General features: G+C 73.0%; 20 protein-coding genes and 4 pseudogenes. 9 read left to right on the top strand and 15 right to left on the bottom strand.

The window, feature by feature from the left end:
- Nucleotides 1-138: 138 nt before the first annotated feature.
- The 9 genes from ACYC1Z_RS06160 to uvrC all read right to left on the bottom strand — a co-directional run bounded on the left by ACYC1Z_RS06160 (nt 139) and on the right by uvrC (nt 9,954).
- Nucleotides 139-486 carry an RNA polymerase-binding protein RbpA gene (locus tag ACYC1Z_RS06160; RefSeq protein ID WP_461408650.1) on the bottom strand — a complete coding sequence of 116 codons (348 nt, stop codon included), beginning with the start codon at nt 484-486 and terminating at the stop codon, nt 139-141.
- 10 nt (nt 487-496) lie between these two features.
- On the bottom strand, nt 497-742 hold the full coding sequence (gene secG / locus ACYC1Z_RS06155; protein WP_461408649.1) for a preprotein translocase subunit SecG: 246 nt from the start codon (nt 740-742) through the stop codon (nt 497-499).
- A gap of 255 nt (nt 743-997) precedes the next feature.
- Entirely contained in the window at nt 998-1,795 is a 798-nt protein-coding gene (gene tpiA / locus ACYC1Z_RS06150) for a triose-phosphate isomerase (RefSeq protein WP_461408648.1), read from the bottom strand.
- Complete coding sequence (locus ACYC1Z_RS06145; protein ID WP_461408647.1) at nt 1,796-2,986, bottom strand: phosphoglycerate kinase; 1,191 nt, start codon at nt 2,984-2,986, stop codon at nt 1,796-1,798. It lies immediately after the preceding gene.
- A gap of 124 nt (nt 2,987-3,110) precedes the next feature.
- Nucleotides 3,111-4,118 (bottom strand): type I glyceraldehyde-3-phosphate dehydrogenase, encoded by a 1,008-nt coding sequence (gap, locus tag ACYC1Z_RS06140; RefSeq protein ID WP_461408646.1) that lies wholly within the window; start codon nt 4,116-4,118, stop codon nt 3,111-3,113.
- Between the two features lie 516 nt (nt 4,119-4,634).
- Nucleotides 4,635-5,615 (bottom strand): DNA-binding protein WhiA, encoded by a 981-nt coding sequence (gene whiA, locus ACYC1Z_RS06135; protein ID WP_461408652.1) that lies wholly within the window; start codon nt 5,613-5,615, stop codon nt 4,635-4,637.
- 17 nt (nt 5,616-5,632) lie between these two features.
- Entirely contained in the window at nt 5,633-6,658 is a 1,026-nt protein-coding gene (locus ACYC1Z_RS06130) for a gluconeogenesis factor YvcK family protein (protein WP_461408651.1), read from the bottom strand.
- A gap of 129 nt (nt 6,659-6,787) precedes the next feature.
- On the bottom strand, nt 6,788-7,738 hold the full coding sequence (gene rapZ, locus ACYC1Z_RS06125) for an RNase adapter RapZ (protein WP_461408645.1): 951 nt from the start codon (nt 7,736-7,738) through the stop codon (nt 6,788-6,790).
- Between the two features lie 5 nt (nt 7,739-7,743).
- Nucleotides 7,744-9,954 carry an excinuclease ABC subunit UvrC gene (uvrC, locus tag ACYC1Z_RS06120; protein WP_461408644.1) on the bottom strand — a complete coding sequence of 737 codons (2,211 nt, stop codon included), beginning with the start codon at nt 9,952-9,954 and terminating at the stop codon, nt 7,744-7,746.
- A gap of 71 nt (nt 9,955-10,025) precedes the next feature.
- On the opposite strand from uvrC, the gene ACYC1Z_RS06115 reads away from it, so the two are divergent.
- The gene (locus ACYC1Z_RS06115) at nt 10,026-10,508 is read left to right on the top strand and encodes an OsmC family protein (protein WP_461408643.1); all 483 of its coding nucleotides are present in this window, start codon (nt 10,026-10,028) and stop codon (nt 10,506-10,508) included.
- Between the two features lie 309 nt (nt 10,509-10,817).
- Here the strand turns inward: ACYC1Z_RS06115 and uvrA are convergent, their stop codons facing one another.
- Nucleotides 10,818-13,679: an excinuclease ABC subunit UvrA gene (gene uvrA / locus ACYC1Z_RS06110; RefSeq protein ID WP_461408642.1), complete on the bottom strand. Its 2,862-nt coding sequence runs from the start codon at nt 13,677-13,679 to the stop codon at nt 10,818-10,820.
- A 146-nt stretch (nt 13,680-13,825) separates the two neighbouring features.
- On the opposite strand from uvrA, the gene ACYC1Z_RS06105 reads away from it, so the two are divergent.
- From ACYC1Z_RS06105 to ACYC1Z_RS06070, 8 genes and pseudogenes are all read left to right on the top strand, one after another.
- Nucleotides 13,826-15,727 carry a glycoside hydrolase family 15 protein gene (locus tag ACYC1Z_RS06105; protein ID WP_461408641.1) on the top strand — a complete coding sequence of 634 codons (1,902 nt, stop codon included), beginning with the start codon at nt 13,826-13,828 and terminating at the stop codon, nt 15,725-15,727.
- Nucleotides 15,714-16,391 (top strand): MBL fold metallo-hydrolase, encoded by a 678-nt coding sequence (locus tag ACYC1Z_RS06100; RefSeq protein ID WP_461408640.1) that lies wholly within the window; start codon nt 15,714-15,716, stop codon nt 16,389-16,391. Before ACYC1Z_RS06105 ends, ACYC1Z_RS06100 begins: the two co-directional genes overlap by 14 nt.
- 60 nt (nt 16,392-16,451) lie before the next feature.
- Nucleotides 16,452-16,730 (top strand): muconolactone Delta-isomerase, encoded by a 279-nt coding sequence (gene catC / locus ACYC1Z_RS06095; RefSeq protein WP_461408639.1) that lies wholly within the window; start codon nt 16,452-16,454, stop codon nt 16,728-16,730.
- 45 nt (nt 16,731-16,775) lie between these two features.
- Nucleotides 16,776-17,063: a YciI family protein gene (locus ACYC1Z_RS06090; RefSeq protein ID WP_461408638.1), complete on the top strand. Its 288-nt coding sequence runs from the start codon at nt 16,776-16,778 to the stop codon at nt 17,061-17,063.
- Nucleotides 17,063-18,022, top strand: a complete 960-nt coding sequence (locus ACYC1Z_RS06085; protein WP_461408637.1) for a bile acid:sodium symporter family protein — start codon at nt 17,063-17,065, stop codon at nt 18,020-18,022. The genes ACYC1Z_RS06090 and ACYC1Z_RS06085 overlap by 1 nt, the downstream gene beginning before the upstream one ends.
- A gap of 227 nt (nt 18,023-18,249) precedes the next feature.
- Nucleotides 18,250-18,657, top strand: a pseudogene (locus ACYC1Z_RS06080) (3-oxoacid CoA-transferase subunit A); the annotation flags it as partial.
- Between the two features lie 7 nt (nt 18,658-18,664).
- Nucleotides 18,665-19,069: pseudogene (locus ACYC1Z_RS06075) on the top strand (CoA-transferase); the annotation flags it as partial.
- Nucleotides 19,070-19,104: 35 nt separating this feature from the next.
- Nucleotides 19,105-20,061: pseudogene (locus ACYC1Z_RS06070) on the top strand (thiolase family protein).
- A gap of 70 nt (nt 20,062-20,131) precedes the next feature.
- On the opposite strand, the gene ACYC1Z_RS06065 reads toward ACYC1Z_RS06070, so the two are convergent.
- From ACYC1Z_RS06065 to ACYC1Z_RS06045, 5 genes and pseudogenes are all read right to left on the bottom strand, one after another.
- Nucleotides 20,132-20,914, bottom strand: coding sequence for an IclR family transcriptional regulator domain-containing protein (locus ACYC1Z_RS06065; RefSeq protein WP_461408636.1), 783 nt, complete (start codon nt 20,912-20,914; stop codon nt 20,132-20,134).
- Nucleotides 20,915-22,075 (bottom strand): bifunctional 3-oxoadipate enol-lactonase/4-carboxymuconolactone decarboxylase PcaDC, encoded by a 1,161-nt coding sequence (pcaDC, locus tag ACYC1Z_RS06060; protein WP_461408635.1) that lies wholly within the window; start codon nt 22,073-22,075, stop codon nt 20,915-20,917. It lies immediately after the preceding gene.
- A 29-nt stretch (nt 22,076-22,104) separates the two neighbouring features.
- The gene (locus ACYC1Z_RS06055; RefSeq protein WP_461408634.1) at nt 22,105-23,457 is read right to left on the bottom strand and encodes a lyase family protein; all 1,353 of its coding nucleotides are present in this window, start codon (nt 23,455-23,457) and stop codon (nt 22,105-22,107) included.
- Nucleotides 23,458-23,610: 153 nt separating this feature from the next.
- Nucleotides 23,611-24,441: an IclR family transcriptional regulator domain-containing protein gene (locus ACYC1Z_RS06050; RefSeq protein ID WP_461408633.1), complete on the bottom strand. Its 831-nt coding sequence runs from the start codon at nt 24,439-24,441 to the stop codon at nt 23,611-23,613.
- Between the two features lie 134 nt (nt 24,442-24,575).
- Nucleotides 24,576-24,970: pseudogene (locus tag ACYC1Z_RS06045) on the bottom strand (TerC family protein); the annotation flags it as partial.

Genomic DNA, 24,970 nt, shown 5'->3' with positions numbered 1-24,970 from the left:
CAACCTCCCGCAGCGGGAGATCGAGAACAGCCTCATGGAGGAGCTGCGGCGCCTCGACCCGGACACCACCTACGGCGCCGTGCTGACCCAGGGACTGCGGAGCATCGGCTTCGATTGAGCCGACGCCCGCGCCCGAGGTCAGCCGCCGCGGCGCTCGCGCAGGGCGGACAGCGCCTCGTCGAGGAGGGCGGCGCCGTCCTCCTCGGAGCGGCGTTCCTTCACGTAGGCGAGGTGGGTCTTGTACGGCTCGTTCTTGGGCGGCTGGGGCGGGTCGTCCCGGTCCTGCCCGGCGGGCATGCCGCAGCGCGGGCAGGCCCACGTCGCCGGGATCACGATGTCCGGCTCCTTGGCGAAGCTCGGGCGGACCTCGTGCCCCTGGGAGCACCAGTACGAGACCCACTCGCGCGGCGCGGCTTCGCCCCGTTCGGCCTCCCCCATCGGTCCGGCACCGACGCGCGAGCCGCGGATCGCACTTCCACCTGCCACGTCAGACTCCCTACAGCTCGAACTTCTGGATCAGCCCGATGAGCACGATCGTGGTCACCCACACCAGCGCGATGCTGATGGTGATGCGGTTCAGGTTGCGCTCGGCGACGCCGGAGGAACCGACCGAGGCCGCCATGCCGCCGCCGAACATGTCCGACAGACCACCGCCCTTGCCCTTGTGCATGAGGATCGTCATGATCAGGAAGATGCTGGTGAGTACCAGCACCACCTGCAGGATGATCTGCAGTACGCCCAAGGGATCGTCCAATCGTCGTCGTGACCGTGGCGCACCGGGCGCCGCGTCAAGGATACGGGATCGTTTCGTCGGCTCGGCGTGATCCCGCACGGTGGGCGTGCCACCCCCAGGCCACCGGCACCCGCGGCGCGTCGTCGCGAACCTCCCGCCGGTCGGAGAACCCGCCCCGGCACGCGGCTCCCGCCCGGGCGCGATGGGCCGGACGGGAGCATGCGGCTCCCGCCCGGGCGCGATGGCCGGACGGGAGCATGCGGCTCACAGGCCGGTCTGGTGCTCCTGGTAACGCACGATGGCCGCGAACTCCTCGGCCTTCATGCTCGCGCCACCGACGAGGGCGCCGTCGACATCCTCCTTGACCATGATGGAAGCGACGTTGGCGGATTTCACCGAGCCACCGTACAGGACCCGCACGGCGTCGGCGACGTCGGCGGAGTACAGCTCGGCGAGGCGGCCACGGATCGCCCCGCACACCTCCTGCGCGTCCTCGGGCGTGGCGACCTCACCGGTGCCGATGGCCCATACGGGCTCGTACGCGACCACCGTCTTGGCGGCCTGCTCGGCACCGAGACCGGCGTAAGCACCGTCGACCTGCGCGAGGGTGTAGGCCACCTGATCGCCGGCCTTGCGCACGTCCAGCCCCTCACCGACGCAGATGATCGGCGTGATCCCGGACCCGAGCGCGGCCAGGGCCTTGGCACCGACGAGCGCGTCGTCCTCCCCGTGGTACTGACGCCGCTCGGAGTGCCCGACGACGGCGAAACTCACGCCGAGCTTGGCGAGCATCGTTGCCGAGATCTCGCCGGTGTAGGCACCGGCGGCATGCGCAGAGACGTCCTGCGCGCCGTAGCGGACGTCGAGCTTGTCGCCGTCGACCACGGTCTGCACCGAGCGGATGTCGGTGAACGGCGGCACGACGACGACCTCGACGGCCGCGTAGTCGTGCTTGGCGTCCTTGAGCGTCCAGGCGAGCTTCTGGACCAGGGCGATCGCCTCGTGGTGGTCGAGGTTCATCTTCCAGTTGCCCGCCATCAGCGGGGTACGTGCGGTGCTCATTCAGTCCTCCAGGACGTCGATGCCGGGGAGGGTCTTGCCCTCGAGGTACTCCAGGGACGCGCCGCCGCCGGTGGAGATGTGGGAGAAGGTCGACTCGTCGAAGCCGAGCGTGCGCACCGCCGCGGCGGAGTCGCCGCCGCCGACGATGGTGAAGCCCGCGGCGTCGGACATCGCCTGGGCGACGGCGCGGGTCCCGGCTGCGAACGCGTCGAACTCGAACACGCCCATCGGCCCGTTCCAGACGATCGTCTTCGCGTCGGCGATCTTCGAGGCGAAAAGCTTCCCGGACTCGGGGCCGATGTCCAGGCCCATCTGGTCCGCCGGGATGGCGTCGGCGGCCACGGTGGTGGCCGGCGCGTCCGCCTTGAACTCGGGAGCCACGACGATGTCGGTGGGCAGGACGATCTCGACGCCCTTCGCCGCAGCCTGGTCGAGGTAGCCCCTGACCGTGTCGATCTGGTCCTCCTCCAGCAGGGACGTGCCGACGCCGTGGCCCTTGGCGGCCAGGAACGTGAACACCATGCCGCCGCCGATGAGGAGGCGGTCGGCCTTGCCGATGAGGTTCGCGATGACGCCGAGCTTGTCGGAGACCTTGGAGCCGCCGAGGACGACGACGTAGGGACGGTCGGGGTCCTGGGTCGCCTTGCTCAGGGAGTCGATCTCCTTGAAGACGAGCTTGCCGGCAGCGTGGGGCAGCAGCTGGGCGACGTCGTAGACGGAGGCCTGCTTGCGGTGGACGACGCCGAAGCCGTCGGAGACGTAGGCGTCCGCGAGGGTGGCGAGGTCGGCGGCGAGCGAGGCGCGCTCGGCGTCGTCCTTGGAGGTCTCGCGGGCGTCGAAGCGGATGTTCTCGAGCAGGGCGACCTCGCCGTCGGCCAGGCCGGCGACGACGGACCGCGCGGACTCGCCGACGGTGTCCGCCGCGAGGGTCACGGCCTTGCCGAGGAGCTCGCCCAGGCGGGCGGCCACCGGGGCGAGGGAGTACTTGGCGTCGGGTGTGCCCTTGGGGCGCCCGAGGTGCGCGGTCACGATGACCCTCGCACCGGCGTCGACCAGGGCGGTCAGCGTCGGCAGGGCCGCGCGGATGCGGCCGTCGTCGGTGATGGTCGTCCCGTCCAGCGGGACGTTGAAGTCGGAACGGACGAGAATGCGCTTGCCGCGCAGGTCCCCCAGGTCCTCGATGGTCTTCACGTGCTTGCTCCTTGCATCGGCGTCGGTGCGGCCGGGCTGAACGGGCCCGGACGTGCGGAGGTCCGCGTGGGCGAGCCGTGGCTGCGCACGCGGACGTCCGTCACTGCTTGCTACGAGCCGGGGTTCAGAGCCGCTCGCCCACGTACGAGGCCAGCGACACCAGCGAGCTGCTGTAGCCGTACTCGTTGTCGTACCAGGAGACGACCTTGACCTGGTCGCCGATCACCTTGGTCAGGCCGGAGTCGAAGATCGAGGTGTGCGGGTTGCCGACGATGTCGGCGGAGACGATCGGGTCCTCGGTGTACTCGAGGATGCCCTTGAGCGCCTCGGACTCCGAGGCCTTCTTCATCGCGGCGTTGACCTCCTCGACCGTCACCTCGCGGCCGGCGGTGAAGGTGAGGTCGGTCGCCGAGCCCGTGGGGACCGGCACGCGCAGGGCGAACCCGTCCAGCTTGCCCTTGAGCTGCGGGAGCACGAGGGAGACGGCCTTGGCCGCACCGGTCGAGGTCGGGATGATGCTGAGCGCTGCGGCGCGGGCCCGGCGCAGGTCCTTGTGCGGGCCGTCCTGCAGGTTCTGGTCGGCGGTGTAGGCGTGGATCGTGGTCATCAGGCCACGCACGATGCCGAACTCCTCGTCCAGCACCTTCGCCATCGGGGCGAGGCAGTTGGTGGTGCAGGAGGCGTTGGAGATGATGTGGTGGTTCGCCGGGTCGTAGTCGGTGTGGTTCACACCCATGACGAACGTGGCGTCCTCGTTCTTGCCGGGCGCGGAGATGATGACCTTCTTGGCACCGGCGTCGATGTGCGCCTTGGCCTTGGTCGCGTCCACGAAGCGGCCGGTGGACTCGATGACGATGTCCGCGCCGAGCTCGCCCCAGGGCAGGTTGGCGGGGTCCTTCTCCTCGAGCGCCTTGAAGGTCTGGCCACCGACGGTGATGCTGTCCTCGGTGTAGGACACGGCCTCCTTGAGGACGCCGAACACGGAGTCGTACTTCAGCAGGTGCGCGAGCGTCTTGTTGTCGGTCAGGTCGTTGACACCGACGATCTGGATGTCAGCGCCCGAGGCGAGCACGGCGCGGGTGAAGTTGCGGCCGATGCGGCCGAAGCCGTTGATACCGACGCGGATAGTCACTATGTCCTCCTGGAGTGCGCCGCTCGGCGCACGCATGGTCCGGATTCGTCAGCACCGATACGGGTGCTCCTGGTGGGGGCGGGACCCCGGTGAAACCGATCGGGGGTATCCCTTTCCAGCACCACAAAGTTTACCCAATGCCGGGCAAAATAACGCGAGGACCTACGTCCGAAGCGCCCTTGTGAGGCCTCTCACAGGGTCCGCTGCGCGGTCACCTCCCTCCTGCGGGGCGCGTGCGTAGCGCCCCGCACGGGCGCTGCTCGCTGTGGTGAGGATTCGATGGTCATACGCCAGCAAAAGCTCACCACAAGCAGCGGCGGGAGCCGGGGCGGGGGCGGAGCGGGAGCCGGGTGGGGGTCGGGTGGGGTGGGGTGGCCGGGGTCGGGTGGGTCGGCCGGGGCCGAGGCCGGGGTGGGTCGGGTCGGGTGGGGCTGGGTGGGCCGGGGCCGGGGTGGGTCGGACCGGCTGGTGGCGGGGCGGGTGGGGGCGGGGCGGGTGGGGGCGGAGCGGAGCGACTCAGAGATCGAGCATGTCCGGGGTGAGCGTGGCCTCGGTGTCCGGGATGCCCTGCTCGTGCGCCCGCTTGTCCGCCATGGCGAGCAGCCGGCGGATCCGGCCGGCGACGGCGTCCTTCGTCAGTGGCGGGGCGGAGAGCTGGCCGAGCTCCTCGAGGCTGGCCTGCTTGTGCTCCAGGCGCAGGCGGCCGGCCTGCTGCAGGTGCTCGGGCACGTCGTCGCCGAGGATCTCGAACGCGCGCTCGACACGCGCACCGGCGGCGACCGCGGCCCGAGCGGACCGGCGCAGGTTGGCGTCGTCGAAGTTCGCGAGCCGGTTGGCGGTGCCGCGCACCTCCCGGCGCATGCGGCGTTCCTCCCACACCAGGACGGCGTCGTGCGCGCCCATGCGGGTCAGCATCGCGGCGATGTCGTCGCCGTCGCGGATGACGACGCGGTCCACGCCGCGCACCTCGCGGGCCTTCGCCGCGACGTCCATCCGGCGGGCCGCACCGACCAGGGCGAGCGCGGCCTCCGGGCCGGGGCAGGTGATCTCCATCGAGCTCGAGCGGCCCGGCTCCGTCAGCGAGCCGTGTGCGAGGAACGCGCCGCGCCACGCGGCGGTGGCCTCGGCGACGCCTGCCGAGACGACCTGCGGGGGCAGGCCTCGCACCGGGCGGCCGCGGGCGTCGAGCAGGCCGGTCTGGCGGGCGAGCGACTCGCCGTCCCGGACCACCCGGACCACGTACCGGTTGCCGCGCCGCAGGCCGCCGCTGGAGATGACGACGATGTCGCTGTGGTGGCCGTACACGTCCTTGATGGTCTGGCGGAGCCGACGTGCGGCCACCCCGGCATCGAGCTCGGCCTCGACCACGATGCGGCCCGAGATGATGTGCAGGCCGCCGGCGAAGCGCAGGGTCGCGGCGACCTCGGCCTTGCGCGCCGACACCTTGTCCACGCGCAGTCGGGCCAGTTCGTCCTTCACGGCGAAGGTCAGTGACATGGAGGCCATCTTCGCACTCATCGCCGCGTGCCCACCGCCGGGTTGCCGCCGACATCGCCCAGGACGTCCTCGAACGCGTCGCGGTAGGCGGCCGCCAGCCGGAGCCGGTCGTGCCGGGGTGTGCCGTCGCCGACCCCGAGCTGCCGCAGCAGGAGCCGGGCGCCGAAGCGATCGACGGCGTCGGCGAGGTCGTCGAGGTCCTCCACCGCGCCCGGGTCGGCGATGACGACGTCCAGCCGCAGGTCCGGCGCGTGCTCGTGGAGGCTGCGCACGTGGTCCGCCGCGCTCATGCCCGTCGTCTCCCCCGGCTGGGCCGAGAGGTTGAGGGTCAGGGCGCGCCGGGCGGCGGTCTCGTGCAGTGCGGCCGCCAGCTCCGGCACCAGCAGGTGCGGGATCACGGAGGAGTACCAGGAGCCCGGGCCGAGGACCACCCAGTCGGCGGCACGGACGGCGACGACGGCCTCGGGGCGCGCGGGCGGGTCCGCGGGCAGCAGCCGGACGTGCTCCACCCGGCCACGGCTGAGGGCCACCTGGGCCTGCCCTCGGACACGGGTGACGCCGTCTACCGTGCGCACGTCGGCCTCGATCTTCAGCGGCACGGCGGCCATCGGCAGCACCCGGCCACGCACGCCCAGCAGGCGGCCGACCCAGTCGAGGCCGGCGACCTCGTCGCCGAGCAGCTCCCACAACGCCACGATGAGGAGGTTGCCGACCGCGTGGTTGTTCAGCGGGCCGGCGGACGTGAAGCGGTGCTGGAGCACGTCGCGCCATGTCAGGCCCCATTCGCCGTCGTCGCACAGCGCGGACAGAGCCATGCGCAGGTCGCCCGGTGGCAGCACCCCGAGCTCGTCACGCAGCCGGCCGGAGGAGCCGCCGTCGTCGGCCACCGTGACGACGGCGGTGAGGTTCTGGGAGATGTGCCGCAGGGCCGCCAGCGTGGCGGCGAGCCCGTGCCCGCCCCCGAGAGCCACGACGGCGGGGCCGCGGGCCCCTGTCCCAGGGCCACCGGGCACGGGCTCGCCGTGCCCCGGGGCACCGGGCATGGCGCCCGTCCCCGGGGCGCCGGGCATGTCGCCGAGGTCGGGGGGACCCGCGACGTGGCCGGGCGACGGTGCGGGTATCGCCTCGGCGGCCCGCTCGGGCGGGAGGGGTGGGACGACGGGCACGAGCGCCTACTCCCGACCCAGGTCGCGGTGCAGAGCCCGCACCGACTGGCCGCGGGCGCGCAGCCGCTCCGCGATCGCCTCGGCCATGGCCACCGACCGGTGCTTGCCACCGGTGCAGCCCACGGCGATGGTCACGAACGGCTTGAGTTCGTTGATGTAGCCGTCGAGCACGGGGGCGATGGCGTCGACGTAGCGGTCGGCGAACCCTTCGGCGCCGTCCTGCCCGAGCACGTACTCGCGCACCTGCGGGTCGTGCCCGGTGAGGTGGCGCAGTTCGGTGACCCAGTACGGGTTCCGCAGGAACCGCACGTCGACCACGTGGTCGGCGTCCAGCGGAAGACCGTACTTGAACCCGAACGAGACGACACTGAGCCGCAGCGGCCGCTCGGACTCTCCGGCGACCACCTCGCGCACCTTGCGGGCGAGGTCGTGCACGGACAGTGTGGTGGTGTCGATGAGGACGTCGGCGCGGCGACGCAGGTTCACCAGGAGCTCGCGCTCGGTGCCGATGCCGTCCAGCAGCCGGCCGTCGTCCTGCAGCGGGTGGGGCCGGCGCACGGACTCGTAGCGCCGCACCAGCTCGTCGTCGGAGGCGTCGAGGAACACGATGCGGTAGTCGACGCCCTGCATCCGCAGCGCGTCGAGGACGGCGACGAGCTCGGCGAAGAACTCCCGGCTGCGCACGTCCACGACCACGGCGAGCCGGTGCACGCCGCCGCCGGTGGGCGTCATCATCCGGGCCAGCGGGCCCAGCATGCGTGGCGGAAGGTTGTCCACCACGTACCAGTCGAGGTCCTCGAGGGCGGCGGCGGCGCGGGAGCGCCCCGCGCCGGACATGCCGGTGATGATGAGCAGCTCGGGTGGGTCCGCGGCGGGCAGCCGGGCTTCGGCGTCGAGGAGCGGTATCCCCTCCGGGACCGTGGGCGGGCGGCTCTCGTCCGGGCGCTCGGTGTCCATGCCCCTCAGGATGCCACGTCGCCGCCGAGACGCTCGAGGATGGTCACCGCGGTGCGCGGGCCGATGCCGCGTACGGCGGCCACCTGCTCGACCGTGGCCGAGCGGATGTTCCGCACCGAGCCGAACGCCTTGAGGAGCGCGGCCTGCCGGGCCGGACCCAGGCCGGGGACGTCATCGAGGACCGAACGGGTCATCGCCTTCGCCCGACGGGCGCGGTGGTGCGTGATGGCGAACCGGTGCGACTCGTCCCGCAGGTGCTGCAGCAGGTACAGGGCGGGGCTGGTGCGGGGCAGCACGACGGGGAACTCCTCCCCCGGCAGCCAGACCTCCTCTAGCCGCTTGGCCAGCCCGATCAGGGCGACGTCCTCGATCCCGAGGTCCGCCAGCACCCGCTGGGCGGCCGCCACCTGCGGCAGGCCGCCGTCGACGACGACGAGGTTGGGCGGGTAGGCGAACTTCCGGGCGCGACCGGTGCGAGGGTCGACGGGCCCGGTCCGCAGGGGCACGCCGTCGTCGTCGAGCAGGTCGAGGTCGGGCCCGACCGTGTCGGGGTCACGGTCCTCCAGTGCGGCGGCGACCGGGTCGAGGTCGTGGGCACCCGCGACCGGGTCCACCCCGGGGGCACCCGCGACCGGGTCGGCGCCGGAGGTGACGACGCCGGGGGCGCCGGCGGGAGCGTCGACCCCCTCGGTCTCCTGCTCGGCCTCCCGCTCGGCGACCAGGCGGCGGAAGCGGCGCCGCAGCACCTCGTCCATGGCCGCGGTGTCGTCGCGGGCCCCCTCGCCGTTCTCGCCGCGGACGACGAAGTGTCGGTAGTCGGACTTCTTCGGCAAGCCGTCCTCGAACACCACCATGGAGCCCACCTGGTGGGTGCCCTGCGTGTGCGAGATGTCGTAGCCCTCGATGCGCAACGGCGGGTCGGCGAGGCCGAGCGCCTCCTGCAGCTCCGTCAGCGAGCGCGACCGGGAGGTGAGGTCGCCGACCCGGCGTGTCTTGTGCAGCGCCAGCGCCTGGGCGGCGTTGGCGCGGACCGTCTCGGCGAGGGCCTTCTTGTCGCCGCGTTGCGGCACCCGGAGGGTCACCCTCGAGCCGCGCAGCCGGCTGAGCCAGGCGGTCATGCCGGCGGCGTCGGGCGGCAGCACGGGTACGAGCACCTCACGCGGCAACGCGGTCGTCGGGGTGTGCGGGACGTCGTCGACGGAGGCTGCCTCGCCGTCGCCCACGCGGGGACGGGCCTTGCCGACGGAGTGGTCGTCCTTGGGAGCGACGGGGCTGCGCTCGCTCTCGCCGTAGACCTGCTGGAGGAGGTGCTCGACGAGCTCCGCGTCGTCGAGCTCGTCGACCCGGTCGACGATCCACCCGCGCTGACCGCGGATGCGCCCACCGCGCACGTGGAACACCTGGAAGCTGGCCTCGAGCTCGTCGGCCGCCAGAGCGAAGATGTCGGCGTCGGTACCGTCGGAGAGCACGACAGCGTTCTTCTCCACGACCTTGCGCAGGGCGGCGACGTCGTCGCGGCGACGGGCGGCCCGCTCGTAGTCCTCCGCCGCGGCGGCCTCGCGCATCTCGGCCTCGAGGCGGCGCAGGTGCGGTCCGGTCTCGCCCTCCAGGAACCGGCAGAACTCCTCGGCGAGCTCGTGGTGGTCCTCGACCGAGATACGGCCGACGCACGGCGCGGCGCACTTGTCGATGTAACCGAGCAGGCAGGGGCGACCGGCGGCCTGGGCGCGCCGGTACACCCCGGCGGAGCAGGTGCGCACCGGGAACACGCGCAGCAGCAGGTCGACCGTCTCGCGGATCGCCCAGGCATGGGTGTAGGGGCCGAAGTACCGGGTGCCCTTGCGCTTGGCGCCGCGCATCACCTGTACGCGGGGCACCTCCTCCCCGAGCGTCACGGCGAGGTACGGGTAGGACTTGTCGTCGCGGTACTTGACGTTGAAGCGGGGGTCGAACTCCTTGATCCAGGCGTACTCGAGGGCGAGGGACTCGACCTCGGTACCCACCACCGTCCACTCCACGGAGGACGCGGTGGTGACCATCTGCCGGGTGCGCGGGTGCAGCGCCGGGAGATCCTGGAAGTAGTTCGCCAGCCGGCTCCGCAGGCTCTTGGCCTTGCCGACATAGATGACGCGGCCGTGGGGGTCGCGGAAGCGGTAGACGCCGGGCTGGTCGGGCACCTCCCCCGGGCGCGGGCGGTACGTGGACGGATCAGCCATGCGATCGAGGCTACGTCAGTCACGGGGGCGACGGGCTCGCCGCTGGGCGCTCGCCCGGCTAGCGTTGGCGCATGGGAGCACTGCAGACGTACAACGTCACCGTCGACTGGACCGGCGCGGACGAGCGCGGCACCTCGTCCTACACCGGCTACTCGCGCGACCACGAGATCCGGGTGGAGGGTAAGCCGACGCTGCTCGCCACCTCGGACCTCAAGGTCCGCACCGACGTGAGCCGCTACCGCGCGGAGGAGCTCTTCGTCGGGTCCATCTCCCAGGCCCAGATGCTCTGGTTCCTGCGCACCGCAGCCCGGCACGACGTCGTCGTGCTCAGCTACTCGGACAAGGCGCTGGGCACCCTGCGGGTCGAGGCCGCCGGTTCCGGTCCGTTCACCGACGTCGTCCTGCGCCCGCGGGTGACCTACGGCGAGCCGGGGGTCAGCGACGAGATCGCCGCCCGCCTGCACCACGAGGCCCGCGAGCACAACCACCTCGCCCGCTCGCTCGGGTTCCCGGTGCGGGTGGAGCCGGCCGCCGTCGCGCTGCACACCCACTGACGATCGGCCGACCGGTCGGGCGATCCCTTCGAGGGACGCCCGGTCCGTCGCTCCGCGCTGCCGCCCCGTCCGGGCGGGGCCGGGGTCCGCCCGAAGGTCGTCTCCGAGCACGCGGCCGCCATCGCCTCCGCGGCGGACGTCCCGCCGGGCAGGGCGTCCGGATAGCCCTCGGCCATGCGCACCGTCGATCCCTTCGGGTTGCCTCAGCCGGAAACGTCGGCCCCGCCTCGCGTGAGCGGACCGACCGGCCGGCCGAGCGGGCAGTTCGGCACCGGGCGAGGCGTCACTGCGTGGCTCGTGGGCAGCTCGTCACAGTGCGACGAGCGTCTGGCGACTGCGCTCGAGCACGCCGGCAAGGAAACGGCCCGTGTAGGAGGCCTCGACCTGCGCCACCTGCTCCGGCGTGCCGGTGGCCACGACCGTGCCACCCCCGGAACCGCCCTCGGGCCCCATGTCGATCACCCAGTCGGCGTTCTTGATGACGTCGAGGTTGTGCTCGATGACGATGACGGTGTTGCCCTTGTCGACGAGCCCCTGGAGCACCCCGAGGAGCTTGCGGATGTCCTCGAAGTGCAGACCCGTCGTCGGCTCGTCCAGCACGTACACGGTGCGGCCGAAGGACCGCCGCTGCAGCTCTGCGGCGAGCTTGACGCGCTGCGCCTCGCCGCCGGAGAGCGTTGGCGCGGGCTGGCCCAGGCGCACGTAGCCGAGCCCGACGTCGACGAGCGTCTGGAGGTAGCGGGTGATGCGCCGGACGGGTCCGAAGAACTCGACCGCCTCCTCGATGGGCATGCGCAGCACCTCGGCGACCGTCCTGCCCTTGAAGTGCACCTCGAGGGTCTCGCGGTTGTACCGGGCCCCGCCGCAGACCTCGCAGGGGACGTAGACGTCCGGCAGGAAGTTCATCTCGATCTTGAGGGTGCCGTCGCCCTTGCAGGCCTCGCACCGGCCGCCCTTGACGTTGAAGGAGAACCGGCCGGGCCCGTACCCGCGCACCTTCGACTCCGTGGTCTCCGCGAAGAGCTTGCGGATGTTGTCCCACACGCCGGTGTACGTGGCGGGGTTGGAGCGCGGGGTCCGCCCGATCGGCGACTGGTCCACGTGCACGACCTTGTCGAGGTCCGCCAGGCCGGTGACGCGCTTGTGGCGGCCCGGGACCTGGCGGGCGTGGTTCAGCTCGTTCGCGAGCACCTGGTACAGGATCGAGTTCACCAGGGTGGACTTGCCCGAGCCGGAGACGCCCGTCACCGCGACGAAGCAGCCGAGCGGGAAGGACACGGTGACGTCCTGGAGGTTGTTCTCCCGGGCGCCGACCACCGTGAGCTGGCGCTTCTTGTCGATCTTGCGGCGCGTGACCGGCATCGGGATCCGGCGGCGCCCCGCCAGGTACGCCCCCGTCACGGACTCCTCGGCGGTGAGCAGGCCGGCGAGGTCACCGGAATGGACGATCCGCCCGCCGTGCTCGCCGGCCCCCGGGCCGATGTCGACGATCCAGTCCGCGGCGCGGATGGTGTCCTCGTCGTGCTCGACGACGATGAGCGTGTTCCCCAGGTCCCGCAGCCGGGTCAGCGTCTCGACGAGCCGGCGGTTGTCCCGCTGGTGCAGGCCGATGCTGGGCTCGTCGAGCACGTACAGCACGCCGACGAGCCCGGACCCGATCTGGGTGGCCAACCGGATGCGCTGGGCCTCGCCGCCGGAGAGGGTGGCAGCCCCCCGGGAGAGGCTGAGGTAGGTCAGGCCGACGTCGAGGAGGAAGCCGAGCCGGGCGTGGATCTCCTTGAGCACGTGCGAGGCGATCGCGCTCTCGCGCACCCCGAGCGTGAGGGAGCCGAGGTACGCCTTCGCCTCGTCGATCGACAGGTCGCACAGCTCGGCGATGTTGAGGTCGCCCACGCGCACCGCGAGCACCTCGGGCTTGAGCCGGGCGCCGTTGCACGTCGGGCACGGGATCTCCCGCATGTAGCCCTCGTACCGCTCGCGGGACCATTCCGACTCCGTCTCGGCGTGCTTGCGCTTGAGGAAGGAGATGGCACCCTCGAAGCCGGTGGTGTAGGCGCGTTCCCGGCCCCAGCGGTTGCGGTAGCGGACCTTGACCTCGTAGTCGTTGCCGTGCAGGACGGCGTCCTTGGCCCGCTCGGGCAGGGCGCGCCACGGCACGTCGACGGAGAAGTCGAGCTGTTCGGCGAGCGCGCGGAGCTGGCGCAGGAAGTACTCCGACTGCGACGCCCAGGGCGCGATGGCTCCGTCGGCGAGCGTGAGCTCGTCGTCCGGGACGATCAGCTCCGGGTCGACCTCGAGCCGGGACCCGATGCCGGTGCAGTCCGGGCAGGCGCCGTACGGGGCGTTGAAGGAGAACGTGCGCGGCTCGATCTCCTCCAGGGTGAGCGGGTGGTCGTTGGGGCAGGCCCGCTTCTCGGAGTAGCGTCGCTCCCGCTCCGGGTCGTCCGCGGGCAGGTCGACCAGCTCGACGACGACGAGCCCGTCGGCGAGGCGCAGCGCGGTCTCCACGGAGTCGGTGAGCCGCTGGCGCACGTTCTCCCGGATGACGAGCCGGTCCACGACGACGTCGATGTCGTGCTTGACCTTCTTCTCCAGCGTCGGCGGCTCGGCGAGCGGGACCACCTGGCCGTCGACCCTGGCCCGGGCGAAACCCTGGGACTGCAGGTCGCGGAACAGCTCGAGGTACTCGCCCTTGCGGCCACGGATCATGGGCGCGAGGAGCTGGAAGCGCGTGCCCTCGGGGAGCTCGCGGAGCCGGTCGACGATCTGCTGGGGTGTCTGTGCGGTGACCCGCTCCCCGCACACCGGGCAGAACTGGGTGCCCGCGCGGGCGTACAGCAACCGGAGGTAGTCGTAGACCTCGGTGACCGTGCCCACCGTGGAACGTGGGTTCCGGTTCGTCGACTTCTGGTCGATCGAGACCGCCGGGGAGAGCCCCTCGATGAAGTCCACGGCCGGCTTGTCCATCTGGCCGAGGAACTGGCGGGCATAGGAGCTCAGCGACTCCACGTAGCGGCGCTGCCCCTCGGCGAAGATCGTGTCGAACGCCAGCGAGGACTTGCCCGAGCCGGACAGGCCGGTGAAGACGATGAGCTTGTCGCGCGGGAGGTCGATGCTGACGTTGCGGAGGTTGTGCTCGCGCGCACCGCGCACAAGAAGCTGGTCGCTCACCCGACGATAATAGGCACGCGGACCGTGCGTACGCACATCTGTTCGATGTCCCTACGTCGCGGGGCCCGGGGCACGGGGCGCGCCGCCGGCCCCCGGCGCGGCACCAGCCCTCGCCGGGACAGCGCCGGGGTGAGAGACTGCACCGGATGCCGCCCCCTCCCACGCCGACCACCACCCCGATCGAGGACTACGCCGCCCTCGGGGACACCCGCTCCGTCGCGCTCGTGTCCCGGCACGGCTCGGTGGACTGGCTGTGCCTGCCCCGGCTCGACTCCCCCGCCTGCTTCGCGGCCCTGCTCGGCACCCCGGAGCACGGCCGGTGGCTGCTGACCGCCGTCGCCGACGAGGAGCCCGACGACGCCGCGCGCGCCGGCACCGACGAGCGCGTCGAGGTGTCCCGCCGCTACCTCGGGGACAGCTTCGTGCTGGAGACCACGTACACGACCCCCACCGGCACCGCGCGAGTGGTGGAGGCCATGCCGCTCGCCGACCGACGCTCGGACCTCGTCCGTCGTGTCGAGGGCCTCACCGGCACCGTGACCTTCGTGCACGAGTGGGTGGTGCGGTTCGGCTACGGCAAGCACCGACCCTGGATCCACCGTGACACCGATCCCGACGGGACCGAGGTGATCCGCGCCGTCGCCGGCCCGGACTCCCTCACGCTGCACGGCGACCGGCTCCCCCGGGCGGCGGACGGCCGCCACGCCGACCGGTTCACCGTCGCTCCGGGTGAGCGCGTCTGCCTCACCCTGACCTGGTCCCCGTCCTGGGAGCCCGTCCCGGCGCCGGTCGACGCCGACGAGGCCTTCGCCCGCACGGAGATCCTCTGGGCGGACTGGGCGGGGGCGAGCACGTACGACGGCGAGTATCGCGACCACGTGCTGCGCTCGCTCCTGGCGCTGCGGCTGCTCACCCAGGACCCCATGGGCGGGATCGCCGCGGCCGCCACGACGTCGCTGCCCGAGGAGCCCGGCGGTTCGCGCAACTGGGACTACCGGTTCTCGTGGCTGCGCGACGCGGCGCTGACGCTGGAGGCACTCCTGGAGGTCGGGTACCGGGGCGAGGCCGAGGGCTGGCGGCAGTGGCTGCTGCGCGCCGCAGCCGGCGAGCCGGACCAGCTCCAGATCATGTACCGGCTCGACGGCGCCCGCGAGCTCCCGGAGCGGATCCTCGACCACCTCCCCGGCTACGGCGGCGCCGCCCCGGTGCGCATCGGCAACGCCGCCGTCGACCAGCACCAGAACGACGTCCTCGGCGAGGTCATGCTCGCGCTCGACCTCGCCCGCCGCGAGGGCCTGGCCGAGACCCCCAGCTCGTGGAGCCTGCAACGCCACCTCGTGGAGAACATGATCGGCACGTGGCGCACACCCGACCACGGCATCTGGGAGGTGCGCGGGCCGCTGCGCCACTTCACCCATTCCAAGGTCATGTGCTGGGCAGCGCTCGACTGCGCGGTCCGCGCCGTCGAGACCGAGGGGCTCGACGGACCCGCCGAGCGGTGGGCCGCCGTCCGCGAGGAGATCCGCACGGACATCCTCACCCACGCCTACGACGAGGAGTTGGGCTCCTTCGTGCAGTACTACGGCGCGAAACACACCGACGCCTCGCTCCTCCAGCTCGTCCAGGTCGGCTTCCTGCCGCCCGACGACCCGCGCCTGCTCGGCACCGTCGCCCGGGTGCGTGCCGAGCTGGCCGACGGCCCCTGGGTGCGCCGGTACCTCACCAGCACCGGGGTCGACGGGCTGCCGGGCGCGGAGCACCCGTTCCTCGCCTGCTGCTTCTGGCTCGTCGATGCCCTCGCCCGCACCGGCTACGTCGAGACCGCCGGGAAGTACATGACGGAGCTGTGCGCGGTGACCAACGACGTCGGTCTGCTCGCCGAGGAGTACGACCCCGTGAGCCGGACGTTCACGGGCAACTTCCCGCAGGCCTTCTCGCACCTCACGCTGGTCCGGGCGGCCCACTCGCTCGCCGTCGCCCGGCGGGCCGCCCCGCACCTGGGTGTCCCCCACCCGACGAGCACGCCGGAGCCCCATGACGGCCCCTGACCTCGCCCACGTCACCCCCGGCGGCCCCGCGGCCGAGCACCACCTCGGTGCCGTCACCGTGCGCAAGGCCTCGGTCTCGACGGAGGACAACAACGCCTACCTGATCACCGCCGGTGACGGCGAGCAGCTCCTCGTCGACGCCGCCGACGACGCCGCCCGGCTCCGTGCGCTCGTCGCGGCGGGCACGGGCCGGCTCGGCGCCGTCGTGACCACGCACCGGCACCCCGACCACCACCGGGCGCTGCCGGACATCGTGGCAGCCACCGGGGCGAGCGTCCTCGTGGGCCGCGCCGACGCGGGGGCGCTCCCGGTCCCGGCGGACCGACTCCTCGACCACGGCGACACCATCGCGGTGGGCAGTCTCACGCTCGAGGTCGTGGCGCTCCGCGGACACACGCCGGGGTCGGTCGCGCTCGTCCTGCGCGAGGGCGACGACGCCGCGGCGCCGGGGCGGGTGCACCTGTTCACCGGCGACTCCCTGTTCCCGGGCGGGCCCGGGCGGACGACGTCGCCCGCGGACTTCGCGTCCCTCATGGACGACCTCCAGGCGCGGGTCTTCGACCGTTTCGACGACGACACCCGGGTCTACCCTGGCCACGGTGACGACACCACGCTCGGTGCCGAGCGCCCGCACCTCGCCGGGTGGCGCTCGCGCGGCTGGTGATCGCCGGTCCCGCGCACCCGGTCAGCGCGTCCCATGTCCAGCCCGGCCCCAGGAGACACGATGCTCTACCACGTCCACATGATCGTCGACATCCCCCAGTCCCTCCCCACCGCCGTGGCTCAGGAGACGATCGCGCGCGAGAAGGCCTACGCCCAGGAGCTCCAGCGTGGCGGCGAGTGGGTCCACCTCTGGCGCATCGTGGGCGAGTACGCGAACTACTCCGTCTTCGACGTCGAGAGCCACGACCGCCTGCACGAGATCCTCGCCGGCCTGCCGCTGTACCCGTACATGAGCATCAAGGTGACGCCGCTCGCGCGGCACGGTTCGGCCGTCCGTTAGTCCAGGTCCGCATGGTCCAGCCCCGCGCTCGCTACCCTGGCGGGCATGACACTCTTCGCCGTCGAGTACGTCTACGACTCCGAGCGCACCCATGACCTGGACACGTTGCGCCCCAAGCACCGCGAGTTCCTCCAGGGGCTCCTGGACGCCGGCACGCTGGTGGCGTCCGGGCCGTGGGCCGACGCCGCCGCGCCCGGGGCGCTGCTGCTGGTGCGCGGGTCGGACCACGACGCCGTCCTGGCGCTCATGAACGAGGACCCGTTCCACCGCGCGCACCTCGTCCTGCGCCGCACGGCCCGCGCCTGGAACCCGGTGCTCGGACCGCTCGCCTGATGCGCCGGGCGGTCCGCGCCTTCGACCCGTTCGTCCTCGCGCTGGTCCTCACGCTCGGGGTGGGGCTCGTGGTGCCGACGACGTCGCAGGTGCGCGAGGTGCTCGGGGTCGCGGGCGACGTCGCCGTCACGCTGCTCTTCCTCCTCTACGGCATGCGCCTGTCGACCCGGGAGGTGCTGGCGGGGCTGCGCAACGTGCGCCTGCAGGGTTCGATCCTCGCCGCGACGTTCGTGCTGTTCCCGCTGCTCGGGCTCGCGCTGCACACCGTGACCGGGTCGCTGATCGGCTCGGCACTGGCCACCGGCCTGCTGTACGTGGCGCTGCTGCCCTCGACGGTGCAGTCCTCGGTCGCGTTCACCTCGATCGCCCGCGGCAACGTGGCCGGGGCGGTCTGCGCGGCGACGGTGTCCAACGTCCTCGGCATGGTGCTGACGCCGCTGCTCGTGCTGCTGCTCATGGACCGCTCGGGCGCGTCGGGGCTCGGCGGGCTGCGGGACGTGCTCCTGCAGCTGCTGGTGCCGTTCCTGCTCGGCCAGCTCCTCCAGCCCACCGTGGGTGCCTGGGTTCGGGCCCGGCGCCGGCTGACCATGATCGGGGATCGCGGCACCATCCTGCTCGTGGTGCTCGGCGCGACCGCCTCGGCCACCGCGGCGGGCGTGTGGGACTCGGTCGGCTGGCAGATGCTCGTCGCACTGCTGGCGCTGTGCGGGCTGCTGCTCGGGCTCATGCTCGCCGCGACGTGGTGGGGCGGGCGGGCCCTGGGCCTGGACCTGCCGGACCGCATCGCGCTGCTGATGTGCGGATCGAAGAAGTCCCTGGCCACGGGGCTGCCGATGGCCGCGGTGCTGTTCCCCGTGGCCACGGCAGCCACCGTGGCGGTGCCGGTCATCCTCTTCCACCAGCTCCAGCTCGTGGTCTGCGCCGTGCTGGCCAGGCGCCTGGCCCGGCGCACCGCCTGACGCACCGGCCCGATCGAGCACGAATCTCGGGCGGGGTCGAGGATGAAGTCGTAGGTGACCTCGTTGCCCACGCCGCCGGCGGGGCGCGGCGTCGGGTCGAGCATCGAACAATGGGACCGAGATGCCGACCCCCACGATCAACCTCTTGACACCGCGCACCCCGACTCAGGATCATGTGGTTCATATAGCGACCACCCGTTCGCGTACCGAACGGAGGGGCGGCGCCGATGCTGCAGATCACCGACGACATCGCCGAGGCGGTGGCGGGCATCCCGGACGGGGCGACGGTCATGATCGGGGGCTTCGGCACCGCCACTCAGCCGGTCGAGCTCATCGACGCCCTCATCGCCCAGGGTGCCGGCGGCCTGACCGTCATCAACAACAACGCCGGCAACGGCGACGTCGGCCTGACCGAGCTCATCCGGCTCGGGCGCGCCGCGAAGATCATCTGCTCCTTCCCCCGCCAGCAGGACTCCTGACACTTCGACGCCAAGTACCTCGCCGGGGAGATCAGGCTCGAGGTGGTCCCCCAGGGCAACCTCGCCGAGCGGATCCGGGCCGCAGGCGCCGGGATCGGCGCCTTCTTCACCCCCACCGGGTACGGCACGCTCCTGGCCGAGGGCAAGGAGACGCGCACCAACCGTCACCGAGCTCCCCGGCGCCTCGTACGTCCACCACGCGGAGTCCTTCGCGATGATGCGCGGTGGCCACCTCGACCTGTGCGTCCTCGGCGCGTTCCAGGTCTCCACCACCGGCGACCTCGCGAACTGGCGCACCGGCAGGCCCGACGCGATCCCCGCCGTGGGCGGCGCGATGGACCTCGCCATCGGCGCCAAGCGGACGATCGTCATGATGGAGCTGTGCACCCGCTCCGGCGAGGCCAAGCTCGTTGAGACGTGCACCTACCCGCTCACCGGCATCGGCTGCGTCAGCCGCGTCGACACCGACGTCGCCGTCTTCGACATCACGCCCGACGGCGTCACGGTCGCCGAGATCTTCGGCGACGACACACTCGAGACCCTGCGCGCGGCCACCGGCCTCGCGCTCATCGACGCGACCGTCCCGGTCGGCCGAGGAGACACATGTCCGCCTTCATCCACGACGCCGTCCGCACCCCGTTCGGCCGCTACGGCAGGTCGCTCGCCGGGGTGCGCCCCGACGACCTCGGCGCCGTCGTCATCAAGGCGGTCCTCGGGCGCAACCCAGGCCTCGACCCGGCCGCGATCGACGACGTCATCTTCGGCAACGCCAACGGTGCGGGCGAGGAGAACCGCGACGTCGCCCGCATGTCCGCCCTGCTCGCGGGTGAGCCGACCTTGGTGCCCGGCGTCACGGTCAACCGCCTGTGCGGCTCCGGGGTGGAGGCCGTCATCCAGGGCTCGCGCACGATCGAGGCCGGCGACGCCGATGTCATCCTCGCCGGTGGGACGGAGTCCATGTCCCGGGCCCCGCTGGTCCTCCTCAAGCCCGAGCGCCCGTTCCCGGCGGGCGACCAGACCCTCGTGTCCACGACGATCAGCTGGCGCCTGGTCAACCCGGCGATGCCGAAGGAGTGGACCGTCTCGCTCGGCGAGGGCGCCGAGATCCTCGCCGACATGTACGGCATCTCGCGCCAGGAGCAGGACGCCTTCGCCCTCCGCAGCCACGAGCTCGCCGCCCGGGCGTGGGACGAGGGCCGCTACGACGCCGGCACCGTCACCGCCGGTAACGCCTCCCCGCTCCTTCGGCACCGGACCGGTCGAGGCCGCGAACATCGCCCTGCGGCGGGCGGGCAAGACGTGGAACGACGTCGACCTCGTGGAGCTCAACGAGGCGTTCGCGTCGCAGTCCCTCGCCTGCCTGCGGCTGTGGCCGGACCTGGACCCCGAGAAGGTGAACGTCGACGGCGGCGCCATCGCCATCGGGCACCCGCTCGGTGCCTCCGGCGGGCGCATCGTCGGGCACCTCGCCCACGCCTGACGGCGCGTGGCGGCGGTGTCGGCGTGGCCGCGATCTGCATCGGCGTGGGCCAGGGGCTCACCGTCGTGCTGGAGGCCTGACCGGGGTGGCGCACCGGGCCGCGGTCGCGCCGTCGCCCTGCTGCGGCTCATGCCGGGGGTCGTTGCCGGATCAGCCCAGGTCGACGCGGTCGGCGACCACCGCGTCCGTGATCTGCCGCGCCGTGGCGAGCAGGCGGTGGACGTACCCCTCGGGCAGTCGGCCGTCCACCAGGGTGTAGGTGCTCAGCGGCAGGTTGACCGCGGCCGCGACCCGGCCCGCGCCGTCGCGCACGGGCGCGGCGACGGACGTGAGTGCCGGCTCGAACTCGCCGTCGACGCGGGCGTAGCCCTGGGTGCGCACCGTCGCCAGCTCGGCCCGCAGTCGGTCGAGGTCGGTGATCGTGCGCTCCGTGAGCCCCGGCAGGTCCCCCGTGAGGAACCCGGCGAGCGTGGCCGGGTCCAGGGCGGCGAGGAGCACCCGCCCCATCGCCGTGGCGTGCGCGGGCAGGCGGGTGCCCACGTGGATGACGGCATCCACGATCCGGGTGCCGGCGACCCGCTGGACGTAGACGACGTCGGCGCCGTCGAGCACCGCCAACGAGCACGACTGACCGGTCGCCCGGACGAGCTCACGCATGTACGGCAACGCCAGCGCGGGCAGCCCCAGGCTCTCCCGGTAGGCCTGACCGAGCTCGAGGACGCGCGGGCGCAGGCTGAACTCGCGCCCGCGGGCGTGCACGTAACCCATCTCGGCCAGCGTGCGGAGCACCCGCCGGGCCACCGCCCGGTTGAGGTCCGCCGCCTGCGCGACCTGGGCGAGGGTGAGCGATTCCGTGGACCGCGCGAGCGCGTCGATGACGGCGAGCCCGCGGGCGAGGGACTGCAGCTCCTCGGGCGGCCCGGTGTCCGCCATTCAGACCAGCCCTTCTTCGGCGAGGACCTGGTTCGCCAGCGCGTAGGCGTGGTTGGCCACCGGCACGCCGGCGTAGATCGCCACGTGCAGCAGCACCTCGCGGATCTCGTCGACGGTGAGGCCGTTGCGCAGCGCCGCCCGCACGTGCATGGCGAACTCCCCGTCGTGCCCGAGGGTCATGAGCACGGCGAGCGTGATCGCACTGCGGGTGCGCCGGTCCAGGTCGGGCCGGGCCCAGACGTCGCCCCAGGCGTAGCGGGTGATGAAGTCCTGGAAGTCGGCCGTCAGGGCCGTCGTGCCCTCCTGGGCACGCTCGACGTGTGCCTCGCCCAGCACCTCGCGGCGGATCTCCATGCCGGTGGCGTGGCGGGGCCGGTCGGCGTCGAGGTGCTCGAGGACGTGGCCGGTCACGGTGGCGGGGCGCTCGACGGCACTGATGTGGGCGGCGCCGTCGACGACCGCGAAGGAGACCTCGGTGCCGGCGGCGCGCAGGGCCTCGGCGATCTCCTGTCCCATGGCGGGCGGGGTGGCGGGGTCGGCGGCGCCGGCGACCACGAGCGTGGGGGCGGTGATCCGGGCGAGGTCGGGGCGCAGGTCCATCGTGGCGATCGCCTCGCAGGACTGGGCGTAGCCCTCCGGGTCGACGGCGAGGAAGGTGGCGTGCATGCGTTCCCTGGTCCGGGAGTCGGTGAAGTCCGGGGTGAACCAGCCGGCGACGACGTCCTCCCAGATGGCCCCCATGCCCTGCGTCCGCACGGTGGCCGCGCGGTCGAGCCACTTCTGCGCCGGGGGGAGGTGGGGGGCGCCGCACACCACCGCGAGGCGGCCGACCCGTGCCGGGTGCTGCTCGGCGAGCCACAGGGCGACCATGCCACCGATGGAGAGCCCGACCTGGTGGGCCCGGGCGACACCGAGATGGTCCATGAGGCGCAGCACGTCCGCGCCGAGGTCCGCGATCGTCGCCGGGGCGGTGGTCGCCGGCGACACCGAGGCGCCGTGCCCGCGCAGCTCGTAGCGCACCACCCGGTAGCGCCGCTCGAGGAGGCGGACCTGGGCGTCCCACATGTGGCGGTCGGTGCCGAGCGAGGAGCCCAGGACGACGACGGGGGCGTCGGCAGGTCCGCTGACCTCGTGGGCGGGCAGGAAGGGGGTGGTCGGCACGGCGGTTCCTCTCGTCGGGTGGTCGGGGATCAGTCGAGGCCCGGGAGGGCGCGGTCGATCAGGCCGTCGACCGCGCCGAGCGCCGCGGCCGGGTCGAGGTCGGCCGGCCCCGGCCCTGGCGCACCCAGGTGGCCGGTGCCCTCGGCCAGCGCCGTGCGGAGCTGGTCGTCCGTGGGGTGGGGCCCGTGCCGGGCCACGCTCTCCTCGAACGCGACACGGACGACGTCCTGCGCCCGGGCGCGGCCCAGGTCGACGGCGAGGCGGGTGGCCAGGGTCTCCGCCATGACGAAGGGGCGAGCGGCGTCGAGGTTGGTCCGCATCCGGTCGACCTGGACGTCGAGCCCGTCGAGGAGATCCGCGACCCGCTCGGTGGCGCCCTCGGCGAGCATCATGAGCTCGACCAGCGGCTGCCACTCGGCGTGCCACGCGCCCGTGGCCCGCTCGTGCTCGTGCAGGTTCGCGGCGAGCACGGTGCCGACCAGCCCGGGCGTCCGGGTCGCCGCCGCCCGGACGAGCACCGACGTGACCGGGTTGCGCTTGTGCGGCATGGCTGAGGACCCGCCGTGCCCGGCGCCACCGCCCTCGACGACCTCCCCCACCTCCGTGGTCGCCAGCAGCGAGACGTCGGTGGCGACCTTGCCGGCGGCGGCGACGGCGGCGAGAGCGGCCGCGAGTTCACGGACCCACGAGCGCTCGGTGTGCCACGGCGCCCGCGGCGCCGGCAGGTCGAGCTCACGGGCGAAGGCGTCGAGCACCCGGGGGCCCGCGGCGCCGTAGACGGCCAGGGTGCCGGCCGCGCCCGCGAGCTGGACCGCGAGCCGGTCCACGACGCGCTCGAGCTCGTCGGTCGCCGCTGCCAGCCCGACGGCCCAGCCGGCGGCCTTGAGGCCGAACGTCGTCGGCACGGCCGCCTGGCCGAGTGTGCGGCCGACCATCGCGGTGGTGCGGTGCTCGTGGGCGAGCGCGACGGCGGCGGCCCGGGCGCGCCGCAGGTGCGCCACGGCCGCCCGCACGGCCGCCCGGGCCACGAGCACGAGAGCGGTGTCGACGATGTCCTGGCTCGTGGCGCCGAGGTGCACCCAGGGCCTGGCCCGCTCCGGCACCGCCGCGAGCAGGTCCTGCACGAGCGGGACCACCGGGTTGCCCGCGCCCCGGGCGCGCACGCCCCGTTCCGCGGGATCGACCGTGCGGCCCGCGGCGGCGCGTTCGAGGTCCCCGGCGGGTCCGCCGTCGGCGCCGTCCGGCACGAGGCCGCACGACTGGAGCGCGTGCAGGAGCGCCACCTCGGCGCGGACCATGGCAGCGATCACGGCGGCGTCGCCCGTCCGGCCGGGCGCCGCGGGCACCGCCGGCGCCGGGCCGAACAGTCCGCCGTCGAACATCACTGCCTCCTGCCGGTGAGGTCACTGCGGGCCAAGTGCACTACGTGTTCGCCGACCGCACAGCACCTGGCAGGCACGAACACTACTGGGTGCGATGGTGCCAGTCCCGGCGGTCGCGGGGCAACGACTCGCCCGCCGCCCTCGCGACCGCCCTCAGCCCTCGAGGGCGCCGAGCGGGCGCAGGTCGGCGTCGATCGTCGCCGCGGTGCGCCGCAGCTCGGGGAGCGCACGGTCCAGGAGCTCCTGGGGGTTGCGGGCGACCGCGGTGGTGGCGACGTTGACCGCGGCGATGACCGTGCCCTCGCCGTCGTGCACCGGCACGGCGAGCGAGCGCAGTCCCTCCTCGAGCTCCTGGTCGACCAGGGCGTAGCCCTGCGCACGGGTGGTGCGCAGGATGTCCCGCAGGAGGGAGACGTCGGTGGTGGTGTACGCGGACCGGCGCGTGACGTCGACCGACGCGAGGAAGCCGTCGAGCCAGTCCTCGGACCGGGCGGCGAGGAGGACCCGCCCCATCGACGTCGACTCCGCGGGGAACCGTGTGCCGGTGCGGATGCGCACGCGCATGATGTTCCGGGTCGCCACGCGGGCGACGTAGACGATCTGCCCGGCGTCGAGCACCGAGGCGGAGGCCGTCTCCCCCACGCGCTCCGAGAGCTCCTGGAGATGCGGCAGGATGACCTCGGCGAGGGTGAGGTCGGCGAGTCTCTCGAAGCCGAGCCGGAGGAGGGTGGGCCGCAGGGAGAACTCCCGCCCGACCTGGCGTGCGTACCCCAGCTCGACCAGGGTGTTGAGCGCGCGGCGGGCGCCGGCCCGGGGCATCCCCGAGCGGTCCGCCGCCTCGCTGAGCGTGAGGCGGGGGTGGGCCGCGTCGAAGACGCCGATGACGGAGAGCCCGCGCTCCAGCGAGCGGATGGTCTCGGTGCCCCGGCCGGCGGGTGGGTCCGGCGTGGCGACGTGGCCCGCCGCCCCGGTGCCAGGTCTCATGAGTTCCTCCCGTGTCACCGCGGCCGGGGGGGCGGTGACGGTGCCGGTCGACTGTTGCTGGGGCTGTTCTACACGACGCGCTGGGTCCGTGTCCGACGCGTCCCGGCGGACCGGACCGCCCGGCGGGCTCCGGCTCAGGCGCCGGTGCTCTCCTCGGAGCGGTCCTCCTGCCCGGGGGCCGGGACCGGCGGGATGACGTGCGGCTTGGTCGTGGTGCCGGCACTCGTCACGGCCTGCTCGGCCGCGGCGATCCGCATGTCCTTGCGGTTCTTCGCCAGGCTGGCCGCGACCGTGATCGCGAGCACGGCGACGATCCAGGCCAGCGAGACGACGATGGTCGGCTCGGGGAGGACGACCCAGTGCTCGCCGCCGTTGATGAACGCCAGCTCGTTCTCGTGCAGGGCGTGGATCACCAGCTTGACGCCGATGAAGCCCAGGATCGCAGCGAGGCCGTAGTGCAGGTACACGAGTCGGTCGAGCAGGCCGTCGATGAGGACGTAGAGCTGGCGCAGGCCCTGGAGCGCGACCG

Source organism: Georgenia sp., assembly GCF_054605595.1.
Note: the sequence above shows the minus strand (reverse complement) of the source record. Positions and strands in the feature narration are given on the sequence as shown.